The 14,306-nt window shown below is 59.8% G+C and carries 13 protein-coding genes; 8 read left to right on the top strand and 5 right to left on the bottom strand.

The window, feature by feature from the left end; genetic code table 11:
• From AC1MEE_RS24665 to ggt, 5 genes are all read left to right on the top strand, one after another.
• Entirely contained in the window at positions 1–546 is a 546-nt protein-coding gene (locus AC1MEE_RS24665; protein WP_480412119.1) for a twin-arginine translocation pathway signal protein, read from the top strand.
• Positions 547–592: 46 nt separating this feature from the next.
• Entirely contained in the window at positions 593–2,188 is a 1,596-nt protein-coding gene (locus tag AC1MEE_RS24660) for a GMC family oxidoreductase (RefSeq protein WP_480412118.1), read from the top strand.
• A gap of 247 nt (positions 2,189–2,435) precedes the next feature.
• Positions 2,436–2,915: a pantetheine-phosphate adenylyltransferase gene (gene coaD / locus AC1MEE_RS24655; protein WP_480412117.1), complete on the top strand. Its 480-nt coding sequence runs from the start codon at positions 2,436–2,438 to the stop codon at positions 2,913–2,915.
• A gap of 81 nt (positions 2,916–2,996) precedes the next feature.
• Positions 2,997–3,248: a YfhL family 4Fe-4S dicluster ferredoxin gene (locus tag AC1MEE_RS24650; protein ID WP_413298137.1), complete on the top strand. Its 252-nt coding sequence runs from the start codon at positions 2,997–2,999 to the stop codon at positions 3,246–3,248.
• Between the two features lie 64 nt (positions 3,249–3,312).
• Complete coding sequence (gene ggt / locus AC1MEE_RS24645; RefSeq protein ID WP_480412116.1) at positions 3,313–5,019, top strand: gamma-glutamyltransferase; 1,707 nt, start codon at positions 3,313–3,315, stop codon at positions 5,017–5,019.
• Positions 5,020–5,037: 18 nt separating this feature from the next.
• On the opposite strand, the gene AC1MEE_RS24640 is transcribed toward ggt, so the two are convergent.
• The 4 genes from AC1MEE_RS24640 to AC1MEE_RS24625 form a co-directional block, all read right to left on the bottom strand.
• Positions 5,038–5,376: a multidrug transporter gene (locus AC1MEE_RS24640; protein ID WP_480412115.1), complete on the bottom strand. Its 339-nt coding sequence runs from the start codon at positions 5,374–5,376 to the stop codon at positions 5,038–5,040.
• A gap of 247 nt (positions 5,377–5,623) precedes the next feature.
• Positions 5,624–6,907, bottom strand: coding sequence for a group II intron reverse transcriptase/maturase (gene ltrA, locus AC1MEE_RS24635; RefSeq protein ID WP_480412114.1), 1,284 nt, complete (start codon positions 6,905–6,907; stop codon positions 5,624–5,626).
• A 526-nt stretch (positions 6,908–7,433) separates the two neighbouring features.
• On the bottom strand, positions 7,434–8,246 hold the full coding sequence (mutM, locus tag AC1MEE_RS24630) for a bifunctional DNA-formamidopyrimidine glycosylase/DNA-(apurinic or apyrimidinic site) lyase (protein WP_480412113.1): 813 nt from the start codon (positions 8,244–8,246) through the stop codon (positions 7,434–7,436).
• 31 nt (positions 8,247–8,277) lie between these two features.
• Positions 8,278–9,090, bottom strand: a complete 813-nt coding sequence (locus tag AC1MEE_RS24625) for an HDOD domain-containing protein (RefSeq protein ID WP_480416333.1) — start codon at positions 9,088–9,090, stop codon at positions 8,278–8,280.
• Positions 9,091–9,293: 203 nt separating this feature from the next.
• Between AC1MEE_RS24625 and AC1MEE_RS24620 the strand changes: the two genes are divergently transcribed.
• The gene (locus AC1MEE_RS24620; protein WP_480412112.1) at positions 9,294–10,490 is read left to right on the top strand and encodes a class I SAM-dependent rRNA methyltransferase; all 1,197 of its coding nucleotides are present in this window, start codon (positions 9,294–9,296) and stop codon (positions 10,488–10,490) included.
• Between the two features lie 45 nt (positions 10,491–10,535).
• On the opposite strand, the gene AC1MEE_RS24615 is transcribed toward AC1MEE_RS24620, so the two are convergent.
• Positions 10,536–11,276 carry a magnesium transporter gene (locus AC1MEE_RS24615; protein WP_480412111.1) on the bottom strand — a complete coding sequence of 247 codons (741 nt, stop codon included), beginning with the start codon at positions 11,274–11,276 and terminating at the stop codon, positions 10,536–10,538.
• 424 nt (positions 11,277–11,700) lie between these two features.
• On the opposite strand from AC1MEE_RS24615, the gene AC1MEE_RS24610 reads away from it, so the two are divergent.
• Both AC1MEE_RS24610 and ilvD read left to right on the top strand, forming a co-directional pair.
• The gene (locus AC1MEE_RS24610) at positions 11,701–12,159 is read left to right on the top strand and encodes an REP-associated tyrosine transposase (protein ID WP_480412110.1); all 459 of its coding nucleotides are present in this window, start codon (positions 11,701–11,703) and stop codon (positions 12,157–12,159) included.
• Between the two features lie 298 nt (positions 12,160–12,457).
• Complete coding sequence (gene ilvD / locus AC1MEE_RS24605) at positions 12,458–14,305, top strand: dihydroxy-acid dehydratase (protein WP_480412109.1); 1,848 nt, start codon at positions 12,458–12,460, stop codon at positions 14,303–14,305.
• Position 14,306 lies beyond the last annotated feature (1 nt).

Here is a 14,306-nt window from a genome sequence, read left to right as displayed (position 1 = left end):
ATGAACAACAGCCTGTCTGAAACCCCCGGCCTGTCGCGCCGGGGCGTACTGAAAATCGGCCTGTATGCCAGCGCTTTTTTGTCCACCGCCGGGCTTGCGGCGAGCCTGAGCGGCTGTTCCGCCAGCACGTCAGCCAACGGTTTTAGCGTGTTGCGCGACGGCGACCTGCCGTTTTTGCGGGCGCTGATTCCAGTGATGGTCAACGGCAGCCTCGGCGCCGGCTCCCTGCCGAACGCCATCGCCGGCACCCTGAAAAGCATCGATGCCAGCCTTGATCGACTGTCGCCGGAAATGCTCAAGCTGACCCAGCAGTTGTTCGATGTGCTGGCATTGCCGGTCACTCGCGGGCCGTTGACCGGCGTCTGGGGCGGCTGGGAAAACGCCAACCCTGCGCAGATGATGGCCTTCCTCGATCGTTGGGAAAACAGCGCATTGAGCCTGTTGCGCATGGGCCATAGCGCCTTGCTGCAACTGGTGATGATGGCGTGGTACAGCCGTTCTGAATCATGGGCGCATTGCGGTTATCCAGGGCCGCCGACTGTTTGAATCGCACCTCCTCCTACTCTAAAAGAAAAATAAAAATCGAGGTTCTATGCCGGTTCCTGACGTGTTTCGAGAAGGCCTTGCCCGTGGCTGGAAAACCTACAACGGCGCGCAATTGACAAAGGATCTGACGCTTGAGGCGGATGTCGCGATCATTGGCAGCGGCGCCGGTGGCGGCACCACGGCGGAAATCCTCAGCGCCGCCGGCTACAAGGTTTTGCTGATCGAAGAAGGTCCGCTGAAAACCAGCAGCGACTTCAAAATGCTCGAAGATCAGGCTTATTCCAGTCTGTATCAGGAGGGTATCGGCCGCATGAGTAAGGATGGCGCGATTACCATCCTGCAAGGCCGCGCGGTCGGTGGCACCACCCTGATCAACTGGACCTCGAGCTTTCGCACCCCCGAGCCGACGCTGGAACACTGGGCCAAAGAACACGCCGTCAAAGGACACAGCGCTGCCGAAATGGCACCGTGGTTCGACAAGATGGAGCAGCGCCTGGGTGTCGCGCCGTGGGCCATGCCGCCCAACGCCAACAACGATGTGATCCGCACCGGTTGCGAGCAGTTGGGCTACAGCTGGAAAGTGATTCCGCGCAACGTACGCGGCTGCTGGAACCTGGGTTATTGCGGCATGGGCTGCCCGACCAATGCCAAGCAATCGATGCTGGTCACGACCATCCCCGCCACGCTGGATAAAGGCGGCGAGCTGCTGTACCTGGCCCGCGCCGAACGCTTGATGATCAAAGGCGACAAGGTCGTCGGCCTGCAATGCATGGCCATGGATGAGCGCTGCGTGGCGCCCAACGGTCGCAGTATTACGGTCAAGGCCAGGCATTACATACTGGCCGGAGGCGGCATCAACAGCCCCGCCTTGCTGATGCGCTCCGAGGCCCCGGACCCCCACAAACGGCTGGGCAAGCGCACGTTTCTGCACCTGACAAGCTTTTCCGCCGCGCGGTTCGATCGGGTGATCAATCCGTTTTACGGCGCGCCGCAGTCGATCTACTCCGACCATTTCCAGTGGACCGACGGCACCACCGGGCAGATGTCTTACAAACTCGAAGTGCCGCCGCTGCAGCCGGCGCTGGCCAGCACCCTGCTCGGCGGCTTCGGTCAGGAAAACGCCGAGCGCATGGCGCAGTTGCCCCACACCCATATGATGCTGGCCCTGATGCGTGATGGTTTTCACCCTGACAGCCCTGGCGGCAGCGTGGAGCTGCGCGGCGACGGCACTCCAGTGCTTGACTATCAAGTGTCGCCCTATGCATGGGACGGCATTCGCCGGGCCTATCGCAGCATGGCCGAGATTCAGTTCGCGGGTGGCGCCAAAGCGGTGATGCCGGTGCACGAGGACGCTGGCTACGTGAACAACCTGGCCGACGCGCGATCAGTCATCGACGGTTTGAGCCTGGAAACATTTCGCACCCGCCTGGGCAGCGCCCACGTGATGGGCGGATGCGCGATGGGCGAAGAGCCGAACAGCGCCGTCTGCGACAGCCTTGGCCGACATCATCAGTTGAGCAATCTGTCGATCCATGACGGCTCTTTATTCCCCACCAGCATCGGCGCCAACCCACAGCTGTCGGTCTACGGCCTGACCGCGCAACTGGCAACGTTGCTGGGTGAAAGGCTGAAATCTGCTTAAAACTTGCGTCATACGCGGACCACCGTAGGAGCTGCCGAAGGCTGCGATAAGGTCGGCACGACCTTCAGCGATATCAAGAAAACGGCCGCTTCGCGCCCGATCGCAGCCTTCGGCAGCTCCTACAACGACCCAGGCAACCGACCCTTCGCAAAAGCAATAGTGCCCCGGCTATCCATAAGGCGACTTGGCCGACCGGGATTGCTGCGATACCATCCGAATCCCCAAGGACTCCGACCAGGACGACGCGATGAACCGAGTGTTGTACCCAGGCACCTTCGACCCTATCACCAAGGGCCATGGCGATCTGGTCGAACGCGCCGCGCGCCTGTTCGACCAAGTGGTGATTGCTGTCGCCGCCAGCCCGAAGAAAAGCCCGCTGTTTTCCCTGGAACAGCGCGTGGAGCTGGCCCGTGAGGTCACCAAACATCTGCCCAATGTCGAAGTGGTAGGGTTTTCCACCTTGCTGGCGCACTTTGCCAAAGAGCAGAACGCCAATGTGTTCCTGCGCGGGCTGCGGGCGGTATCGGACTTCGAATACGAGTTCCAGTTGGCCAACATGAACCGCCAATTGGCGCCGGACGTGGAAAGCCTGTTCCTTACGCCATCGGAACGTTATTCGTTCATTTCCTCGACGCTGGTCCGTGAAATAGCAGGGCTGGGCGGTGATATCACCAAGTTTGTTCACCCGATCGTGGCTGAAGCATTGACCGAGCGATTCAAACGCTAAGGTGCATCCGGAACACTAATGCGGCACAATTCCCGCATTAGTTTTCATATGCCTCGGCGCTGACCGCGGCAGGAGTGTTCCATGTCCCTGATCATCACCGACGATTGCATCAACTGCGACGTCTGCGAACCCGAGTGCCCAAACGAGGCGATTTCTCAAGGCGAGGAGATCTACGTGATCAATCCGAACCTGTGCACCGAGTGCGTTGGCCATTACGATGAGCCACAATGCCAGCAAGTCTGCCCCGTGGATTGCATCCCGCTGGATGAAGCTCACGTCGAAAGCAAAGACGAGCTGATGGCCAAATACCTGATTCTGACCAGCAAGGCCTGACCGCTCGGTATTCCTGTACTCGCCGAGCACGGGCACCGTGCCTGTCAACAAGAGCGAGTTCTGGATGACCCGTAGGCTGAATCAACTCTCCGCCCTGTTCGGCGCAATGCTTGTGCTATGCGCCTTCGTTGCTCAAGCCAAGGCGCCGCAACAAGCCGCCATCGCCAGCCCCCACCCGCAAGCCACAGCCGCCGGTCGCAAAATATTGTTCGAGGGCGGAAACGCGTTCGATGCTGCGGTCGCGGTCAGTGCCGCACTGGCGGTGGTCGAGCCTTACGCCTCCGGGCTGGGCGGTGGTGGCTTCTTCCTGCTGCGGCAAAACGGCGAACCGACCCGCTATCAGTTCCTCGATGCCCGCGAGCGTGCGCCGCTCAACGCCAACGAAAACATGTATCGCCGCGACGGTAAGGTGCAATCCACGCTGTCGCTCGACGGGCCATTGGCTGCAGCCATTCCAGGATTACCAGCGGCGCTGGTCGAACTGGCCGAGCACTACGGCAAACTGCCGCTGAAAACCTCGCTGGCACCGGCCATCCGCCTGGCGTATGAGGGTTTTGCCGTCGATCCGGTGTATCGGGAGCGCGCCGGATGGCGTATTTCGGCCCTGCGCGACAACCCGGAGAGCGCCCGACTGTTCCTGCGCCACGGAGACGTCCCGAAGCTGGGCGATATCATCAAACAACCGGATCTGGGGCTGACTCTTCACCGCCTCGCAGACGGGGGCCGTGCCGGCTTCTACGGCGGCCCGACCGGCCAGACACTGGTCAACGGCGTCAAATCCGCAGGCGGCATCTGGAGCGCCGAGGATCTGGAGCGCTATCGAGTCGCTACCCGCGCACCGCTACGCTTTCAACTGGCCGATAACCGCGAACTGATCAGTGCCCCGCCACCGTCCGCGGGCGGTATCGCCCTGGCCCAGAGCCTGACGATGTTGCAGCAGTTGCCGTGGCGTGAAGCGGACAAGGTTCAACGCGCCCATTACGTGGTCGAAGTCCTGCGCCGGGCTTACCGTGACCGTGGCCTGCTGGGCGACCCGGACTTTGTCTCTAACCCGTTGGCGCACGTGCTTGATCGCGATTACCTGCAGCAACTGGTCAGCGGTATCGAGCCGCGCAACGCCACGCCCAGCGCCAGTCTGCCGCCCGCGCCGAAGTGGCGCGAAGGCGATCACACCACCCATTTCGCCATTCTCGACGGCGATGGCAATGCGGTCGCTGCGACGTTTTCGGTGAATCTGCCGTTCGGCTCCGCGTTCAGCGTGCCCGGTACCGGCGTGGTGCTGAATAACGAAATGGACGATTTTGCCGCCGACCCGCAAGGCAGCAATGCCTATGGCCTGGCCGGCAGCCAGGCCAACGCCGTCGCTGCAGGCAAACGGCCGCTGTCGAGCATGAGCCCAAGCTTTATTGAAAGTCCGACTGAGTTCAGCGCATTCGGCACACCAGGCGGCAGCCGCATTCCGAGCATGGTGCTGTTGTCGATGCTGCAATACCTGGACGGGCAGCCCATCGCGACCTGGCCTGCAGTGCCGCGCTATCACCATCAGTATTTGCCGGACGTGATCGAACATGAGCCTGGCGCCTTCACTCCGGAGCAATTGAACGACCTTCAAGCCCGCGGCTATAGCGTCAAAGACACCAGGCGCGCTTATGGCAATCAGCAGGTGCTGTTCTGGAACAAGGACAACGCCAAGGTTGAAGCCGCGACTGACCCCCGCGGGCTGGGGGTTCCAGCGGTGTTTGATCCGAAGGTCAGGCAGACAGCGCCCTAGCGCTCACGTCAATACGGGTTATTCGTGCTTGCCATAACCATTGCCGGTGCAACCCAGGCAGCGTACGAACGCTGCTCTGCCGGGGTCCACCACCAACGCCTGGCCCGCGTCGGCGACGTTGCCGCCCATCGCGGTAAAAGGCAGCGCCACCACGAACACCGCAGCACCCAGCACCGTCGCCACAATCAACAAGGGTCGGGCGATCAACAGGTCGCCGATCATGGCGTAGGCCGGTGGTGCTTCGAGTTCGTAGGTTGGATCACCGCTGCCGTGTTGCTCTGCCTGAGCCTGCGCAGGCAGCACCTGTAAGCCGAACAACAAGGCCAGGGCAACAGCAAGGGTACGAAACGGGCTCATGGCGTGATCCTTCAAGCTCAGCGGTGGGAATGCAAGTCACTATTAAACAGCAACGGTGGTTACGCAAGGATTGCGTTGTTCCTCTGTATTTCCGGAACATCGCGCGGCCCCATTCGCAGCGGGACGCGTAGTTGCAAGCCTGCCGCAGGGGGATGCATCTTCTGATCGGGTCGAGGTAACGGGACTAGCCCGTTACCCCTCCCACACCACCGGACGTGCGGTTTTCCGCATCCGGCGGTTGGACTGCTCAGCATTGTGCTGAGGCGAGATCCTGCGCGGTGATCAGGCCATATTGCTTCAAGCGTTTGTTGTTCAAGGCTTGGTGCATGGCCGGATGTGCCGCCGCTTTCCAAGCTCCGTCGTGAAAACTCACTCGCGCAAGCCCTCGTTTCGAGATGCCCATCTTCAGCAGTTGGGCCATACGACCCTTGCGGTTATGCCACCGCTGCCAAAAGCACTTGCGCATGTGGCGCCGCGTCCATTGTGAGAGCTGCGTGAAGTTTCGCTCCGTGGCCAGCCGGAAATAACCAAACCAGCCAAGAAGATAACCTCTCCATTGCTCAACCAGTTCCCGGGAGGTGAGTCCCTGTCTGGCTGACCAACATTCACGAACGCGTTTGCGGTATCGTTTGACCGTCCTGCCCGACAGGTGATTGTTGCCTTCCTCGTCGATCAGATAACCCAGAAAATCGCGTTCCCAAGGACGACCCGTGCCGCTCTTGCTGGCATTGACCTTCAGCTTCAGGTGTTTCTCGATCCACGCCACGATGCTTTCCAGTATTCGCTCTGCGCTGCGCTCGCTTTCGACAAATATCATCAGGTCGTCTGCATAGCGACAGAAGCTCAGCCCTCGAGCTTCCAGCTCCTTGTCCAGCGGGTCCAGATACAGATTGGCCAGCAGCGGACTCAGCGGACCACCTTGCGGTACGCCCGCCATGCGTTTGTGCCGTTGGCCGTTCAGGACCATGTCCGCACGCAGGTTCGACGCCAGATACTTGTTCAGCCGCTTGTCCCGGATGTCGCGGGTGATGCGCGTCATGAGTCGGTCGTGATTGACCTCGTCAAAGAACGCTTCAATGTCCACATCGACAACCCAGGTCTTGCCGCTGAGCACGAAGTCTTTCGCCGCCCTGATCGCGTCAAGGTTGCTGCGCCCGGGCCTGAACCCGTAGCTGTGCTCACTGAAACCACCGTCCCAAAGCTTCGTCAGTTGCTGGCTTACCGCTTGCTGGATCACTCGATCCTGCGTGTTGGGAATCCCCAGCAGCCGTTCTCCGCCTTGGGGTTTGCCGATCGTTTTACCCCTGATCGGACCGGGCTGGTAGCTCCCGGCCAGAAGCTTTTCCTTGATGCCCGGCCAATGCTTGACCAAGTGCGCTTCGAGGTCTTCAGTGCTAATACCGTCAACCCCGGGCGCACCTTTGTTGGCCCGGACTTTCTTGAACGCACGGCGCATGTTGTCAGCCTCGACAACCTGCTCCACGCTGATTTCGCTCAACACGTCTCCAGTTTCCTGTTCCGTCTGACACATCACTCGCTCTTTCCTTTCATGCGTTCTCCGGGAATCCACCCGGGCATTCATGTCCGGCCAACCCGTCGGTGTCACTGCACTTTTCCGGGTTCGGTTTCAAAGAGCTCTGGCTCAATGTAAGAAGTCCATTACGGGTGTTGTTTATCCTTCGGCCCTTTGCTCCAAGCGCATTACCGCTCATCTTCGCTACTACGGCCTCTGCTGACTTCTCGCTCACTGACGTGTGCGAGATCTCCCCGGGTAAGGTGCCAAAACCATCGGCCCGTGCCGTCAGGCTCTACTGAATGCGTCTTTCGGTGACAGTCGGATTTCGTGGTTCCCAGCACACTAATCGCCCGCATCCAGCCTCGCTGCCTGTTCGTGTTCCTACGGTCGTGCCTTTGCTACGCGCTTCTTTCAGCTTGGCCTCACGGCGTCCACCTTGCGTTTCGCTACAGTTGTCGTCACTTAGTCTGGCCATCGCTTTCAGATGGCTGGTTTTGGCCCATGCCGGGCACACTGGGAGCAGGCTTGCCTGCGATAGGCGTCAGGCCTGACACTTCGGGCAATACACGCTGGCGCGCTGGCCGAGTTTGACCTCGCGCAATACCGAGCCGCAGACCTTGCATGGCTGATTACCGCGACCGTAGACGAACAGCTCCTGTTGGAAATAGCCGGGCTGGCCGTCACCGCCGATAAAGTCCTTCAGGGTGGTGCCGCCACGTTCGATGGCGCGGATGAGAATTCGCTTGATCTCGATCGCCAACTTCACATAGCGCGCCCGGGAAATGCTCTTGGCCTCGCGACGCGGGTCGATTCCGGCGGCGAACAGGGCTTCGGTCGCGTAAATATTGCCGACCCCGACCACCACCGCGTTGTCCATGATGAACGGCTTTACGGCCATCGAACGCCCGCGAGAGCGTTCGAACAAACGCTCGCCATCAAACAGATCGGTCAACGGCTCCGGTCCGAGGCGAATCAGCAATTCGTGGTTCAGCGGATCGAGGCTCCAGAGCATCGCCCCGAAACGACGCGGATCGGTGTAGCGCAAGGCCATGCCCGATTCCAGCTCGATATCCACGTGTTCATGCTTGGCCGCAGGCAACCCGGCTTCGACCAGGCGCAAATTGCCCGACATGCCCAAATGACTGATCAACGTCCCGACTTCGGCATTGATCAACAGGTACTTGGCGCGTCGCTCCACCAGCACGATCCGCTGCCCGGACAGGCGCACGTCAAGATCTTCGGGGATCGGCCAGCGCAAACGCCGCTCGCGGACGATCACGCGACTGACGCGCTGACCCTCCAGATGCGGGGCGATGCCTCGACGCGTGGTTTCGACTTCGGGTAACTCAGGCATGCAGGCCCCAGATAAAGTAGCGAGCGCTCAACTAACGAGCACCCAACTCGCGGATGGACTCTTTCAGGTTTTCAAAGTCGTAATCGGACAGACCGACGTAGTCCAGAATCAAATGGCCGATGCTGTTCCACTCATGGTCTTCACACTCATTACCCAGCACCCGATGGGACGCGCAGATATGTTCGGCCATTTTCAGCATCGCCAACAGATTCTTAAGCTGGCTGTTGTGCGCCGACTCGTCCTGGAAGATCACTAGGGCATTGTGATGGTTGGCAATGGCGTTGCTGACATGCTCCGGCAGGCGCCACGATTTGGCGGTGAAATAACCGACCACAGCATGGTTGGTGTTGAACGCATGGTTCTCTGTGTCCACCACACGACAAGTCGGGCTGGCCTTGGCGTAAGCGTCCTCCAGCACACTCATGTAGTTGGGGAAGCGCTTGAGCATCAGCGGAATGCCGCAATCATGGAACAGCCCCAACGCATACGCCTCGTCCACCGCCTGCGAGCCGGTGCGCTTGGCCAGGGTCAGGCTGGTCATCGCCACATCCTGAGCCGTGTCCCAAAATCGGTTGAGGGTGCGGATGGTTTCGTCGGTCATTTCACCCTTGATCGACTGCGCGTTGATCAGGTTGATGATCGAGCGGCTGCCCAGCAGGTTCACCGCGCGCTGAATCGAGGCGATTTTATTGGTCAGGCCGTAATACGGCGAATTGACGATCTTCAACAGCGCACCGGACAAGCCTGGATCCTGCGCGATCAGCCGTGCAATCACCCCCAGATCCGGATCAGGCATGTACTGCTCCATCTGCAAATCCACCATGATTTGCGGTTGAGGCGGCACGCTGATGCCTTGCAGGGCCTGCTGGATCTGCTCGGAGGTAAGCTCTTGGGACATAAGTACGCACTCTGGACTAGGCGGCGATTCTAACCCCATCAATGGGTCACCCGACAGGCACAGGGCTTTGCCATGGGTTAATTACTGTCATCCCGGCCCCGAGCCGGGATGACGGGTTATAATCTCGCTCTTTTTTCCGGAGCGACGTCATGTCCCTGCCTAGCTTGCGCCTCAAAGCCAATGCCGACCGTCGCTTGCGCGCCGGCCACTTGTGGGTCTACAGCAACGAAATCGACGTAGCCGCCACCCCACTCAATGGCTTTGCTGCAGGCGATCAAGCCCTGCTGGAAGCCGCCGGCGGCAAGCCGCTGGGCATTGTGGCCATGAGCCCCAACAACCTGATCTGCGCACGCCTGCTGTCCCGCGACATCAAAGTGCCGCTAGACAAATCGCTGCTGGTGCATCGCCTGAACGTGGCGCTGTCCCTGCGCGAGCGTTTGTTCGACAAGCCTTATTACCGCCTGGTGTTCGGTGACTCCGACCTGCTGCCGGGTCTGGTGGTCGATCGTTTCGGTGACATCCTGGTGGTGCAACTGGCTTCTGCCACCATGGAAAACCATAAAGAAGACGTGCTCGCGGCGCTGATTCAAGTGATCAAGCCAAGCGGCATCCTGTTCAAGAATGACTCTGCCGCGCGCGATGCCGAAGGCCTCAACCGTTACGTCGAAACCGCCTTCGGCCTGGTGCCAGAGTGGGTCGCGCTGGAAGAAAACGGCGTGAAGTTCGAAGCACCGGTCATGGCCGGGCAAAAAACCGGCTGGTTCTATGACCATCGCATGAACCGCGCGCGCCTGGCACCGTACGTCAAAGGCAAACGGGTACTGGATCTGTTCAGCTACATCGGCGGCTGGGGCGTGCAAGCGGCCGCATTCGGCGCCAGCGATGTGACCTGTGTCGAAGCATCCGCCTTCGCACTGGACGGCGTCGAGCGCAACGCTGCACTCAACGGCTTCACCGACAAAGTGGCCTGCATCGAAGGCGACGTGTTCGAAGCATTGAAGGAATTGAAAAACAGTGAAGAGCGGTTCGACGTCATCGTCGCCGACCCACCGGCCTTCATCAAACGCAAAAAAGACCTGAAAAACGGCGAAGGCGCCTACCGCCGTCTCAATGAACAGGCCATGCGCCTGCTCAGCAAGGACGGGATTCTGGTCAGCGCCTCCTGCTCGATGCACCTGCCGGAGGACGACCTGCAAAACATCCTCCTGACCAGCGCCCGCCACCTGGACCGCAATATCCAGCTGCTGGAACGCGGCGGTCAGGGCCCGGATCACCCGGTGCACCCGGCGATTGCCGAAACCCGGTATATCAAGAGCATTACCTGCCGGTTGTTACCGAATAGTTGATGATTGCTCGCCCGCTCCTGTAGGAGCGGGCTTGCCCGCGATGCTCTATAGCCCCAACACCACCGTCGCAATCCCGAAATACACCAGCACCCCCGCCGCATCTGCAATGGATGTAATCAGCGGACCGCTGGCGGTAGCCGGATCAAGGCGCATGCGGCTGAGCAGAAACGGCAGGCTCATGCCGATCAGGCTGCCGACCAACACGATGATCAGCATGCTGCTGGCAACCACCAGCGCAATCTCCTGACCGCCCCGCAGCATACCGAGCGCAGCCACCGCGACTGACATGGTCATGCCCAAGGCCAGCGCAACACCGCATTCACGCCCCAACAAACGCCACCAGTCGCGCATCACCACATCGCCCGTCGCCAACGCGCGAACCATCAATGTGGCCGATTGAGCGCCGGCGTTACCGCCGCTGTCGACCAGCAGGGGCAGGAAAAACACCAATACAATATTCGCAGCGATGGTGTCTTCGAACGCCGCAATCCCGGCACCCGAGAACAGGTTGCCGAACACCAGCAGCACCAGCCAGAACACGCGCTTGCGATACAAAAAGGCAATGGAGGCGTTTTTCAGACTGCCGATCGGCGTACCGATCAGGGCGCCCTTGTGAAAGTCTTCGGTCGCTTCGTCACGCTCGACCTGAGCCAGGGTTGGCAGGCGGCGAAGCAGATTTGAACGCTCATCGGCGGTCATGGCGCCAATCCGATCGACCAGCTCACTGTGGGTGACGTTGTTTTCCAGGGAAACACGCAGGGACTGCGCGAAGTTGAGTTCAGACATTTTTTACTCCAGGCATCGCGGCGGATGCCTGGAACGAGAAGAGCGTTAGCTAATCAGGCCCACAGACGAATCCACCGACAATGCGGTAAATACCCGTGTGAAAGTTCGTGGTGAACTAAAACTGGGAAGATCCATGAAGGGGGCATCTCGTGAGCCGCACATGCGGCGGGCGGATTTTAGAAAGGCAACTGGAGCAAAAACAACTTAAAACGCAATGCCTTCATGAATTACAGAAAAGGCCTACAAGGAACGCTGCGCGGTCCATCGCGGGCAAGCCCGCTCCTACAATTAACCGCATACACCTGTAGGAGCGGGCTTGCCCGCGATGGCGTCCTGAACGACACATCCTGATCCAATGCCCTGAATGCGGTCCTGGGTACGCAGCTCTAGCCTTCGCCTTGTCATAATCGAACGAGGCAAGGGAATGCTTGATACACACCGCAGTCACCAAATGCGTAATGGTCGTCATTCAGAAACCGGGCGAATCTACCTGCTCACCACTATTGTCCATCGACGCGAACCTGTTTTTGGCGACTGGAGCGCTGGTCGCCTTGTGGTAGAGCAATTCAAGCAAGCCCAACAAGAAGATGCTGCCAACTCCCTCGCATGGGTCGTCATGCCGGACCACTTCCATTGGTTGATTGAATTGAAAAACGACACCCTTCCTGACGTAATGCGAAGGACCAAATCAAGAAGCGCGAGAGCCGTGAACGCAGTGCTACAGCGTAGCGGCTGTCTTTGGCAGAAAGGTTATTACGAGCAGGCTGTGCGCCGAGAGGATGATCTGAAAAAGCTGGCTCGCTATGTTGTTGCCAATCCCCTGCGTGCCGGACTGGTAAAAAGAATAGGTGATTATCCACTCTGGGATGCGATTTGGCTGTGACGACGCCATCGCGGGCAAGCCCGCTCCTACATGAGATCGCATTTCATTTGTAGGAGCGGGCTTGCCCGCGATCAAGGTCGGAACGACCTTCGGCATTCCCTCCACAGCTCACAGGTGTAGAATCGCCTCTATTCATCGCCAGTCATCCCCCGGCGGGTTTATGAGCTCAGGCCGAGCGCACGGCGATCCCGTGGCGTCATCGGTTTCATCGCTGCATCCGGTCACTGCCGAGTGCTTGCGACGTCAATAGAAGCTCTCCCCCCTTTCCTGATACCTGATTAGCCGCCAGGAGTGCTCCATGCCTGATTACCGCTCGAAAACGTCCACCCACGGCCGCAATATGGCCGGCGCTCGCGCTTTGTGGCGCGCCACCGGGATGAAAGACGCCGATTTCAAGAAACCGATCATCGCCGTTGCCAACTCGTTCACCCAGTTCGTACCCGGCCATGTGCACCTGAAAGATATGGGCCAACTGGTCGCCCGTGAGATCGAACGCGCCGGTGGTGTGGCGAAGGAATTCAACACCATCGCCGTGGATGACGGCATCGCCATGGGTCACGACGGCATGCTGTATTCGCTGCCGAGCCGCGAGATCATCGCCGACTCCGTTGAATACATGGTCAATGCCCACTGTGCCGACGCCATTGTCTGCATATCCAACTGCGACAAGATCACCCCCGGCATGTTGATGGCCGCCTTGCGCCTGAATATCCCGGTGATTTTCGTGTCTGGCGGTCCGATGGAAGCCGGCAAGACCAAACTGGCCGCCCACGGTCTGGATCTGGTCGATGCGATGGTGATCGCCGCCGACTCCGAAGCCAGCGATGAAAAAGTCGCCGAATACGAGCGTAGCGCTTGCCCGACCTGCGGTTCGTGCTCCGGCATGTTCACCGCCAACTCAATGAACTGCCTGACCGAAGCCCTCGGTCTCGCGTTGCCGGGCAACGGTTCGGCGCTCGCGACTCACAGCGACCGCGAGCAACTGTTCCTCCAGGCTGGCCGGACCATCGTCGATCTGTGCCGCCAGTACTACATCGAGAACGATGAATCGGTATTGCCGCGCAATATCGCCAACTTCAAAGCTTTCGAAAACGCCATGACCCTGGACATCGCCATGGGCGGCTCGACCAACACCATCCTGCACTTGCTGGCCTCGGCTCAAGAAGCCGAGATCGACTTCGACCTGAAGGACATCGACCGCCTGTCGCGCAAAGTGCCGCAGCTGTGCAAGGTCGCGCCGAACATCCAGAAGTACCACATGGAAGACGTGCACCGTGCGGGCGGGATCTTCAGCATCCTCGGCGAGCTGGCGCGGGGTGGCTTGCTGCACACCGATCTGCCGACCGTACACAGCAAGACCCTGGCCGAAGGCATCGCCAAATGGGACATCACCCAGACTGACGATGAAGCCGTACACACCTTCTTCAAGGCTGGCCCTGCCGGCATCCCGACGCAGACCGCGTTCAGCCAGTCGACCCGTTGGGAAACCCTGGATGACGACCGTGAAAACGGCTGTATCCGCAGCGTCGAGCACGCCTATTCGCAAGAAGGCGGTCTGGCCGTGCTGTACGGCAACATCGCGCTGGACGGCTGCGTGGTGAAAACCGCGGGGGTCGACGAGTCGATCCACGTGTTCGAAGGCAACGCGAAGATCTTCGAAAGCCAGGACAGCGCCGTACGCGGCATTCTCGCTGACGAAGTGAAGGCCGGCGATATCGTGATCATCCGTTACGAAGGTCCGAAAGGCGGCCCGGGCATGCAGGAAATGCTCTACCCGACGTCGTACCTGAAATCCAAAGGTCTGGGCAAAGCCTGCGCCTTGCTGACTGACGGTCGTTTCTCGGGTGGTACGTCGGGTCTGTCCATCGGCCATGCATCGCCGGAAGCAGCGGCTGGCGGTGCGATTGGTCTGGTGCGCGACGGCGATAAAGTGCTGATCGACATTCCGAACCGCTCGATCAACCTGATGATCAGCGATGAGGAAATGGCAGGACGCCGCGTCGAGCAGGATGCGAAAGGCTGGAAGCCGGTTGAAAAGCGTCCGCGTAAAGTAACCACGGCGTTGAAGGCCTACGCCCTGCTGGCCACCAGCGCCGACAAGGGTGCGGTGCGTGACAAGGCGATGCTCGACAAGCTGATGCCATAAA

Source organism: Pseudomonas sp. ASL3, assembly GCF_056680425.1.
Note: the sequence above shows the minus strand (reverse complement) of the source record. Positions and strands in the feature narration are given on the sequence as shown.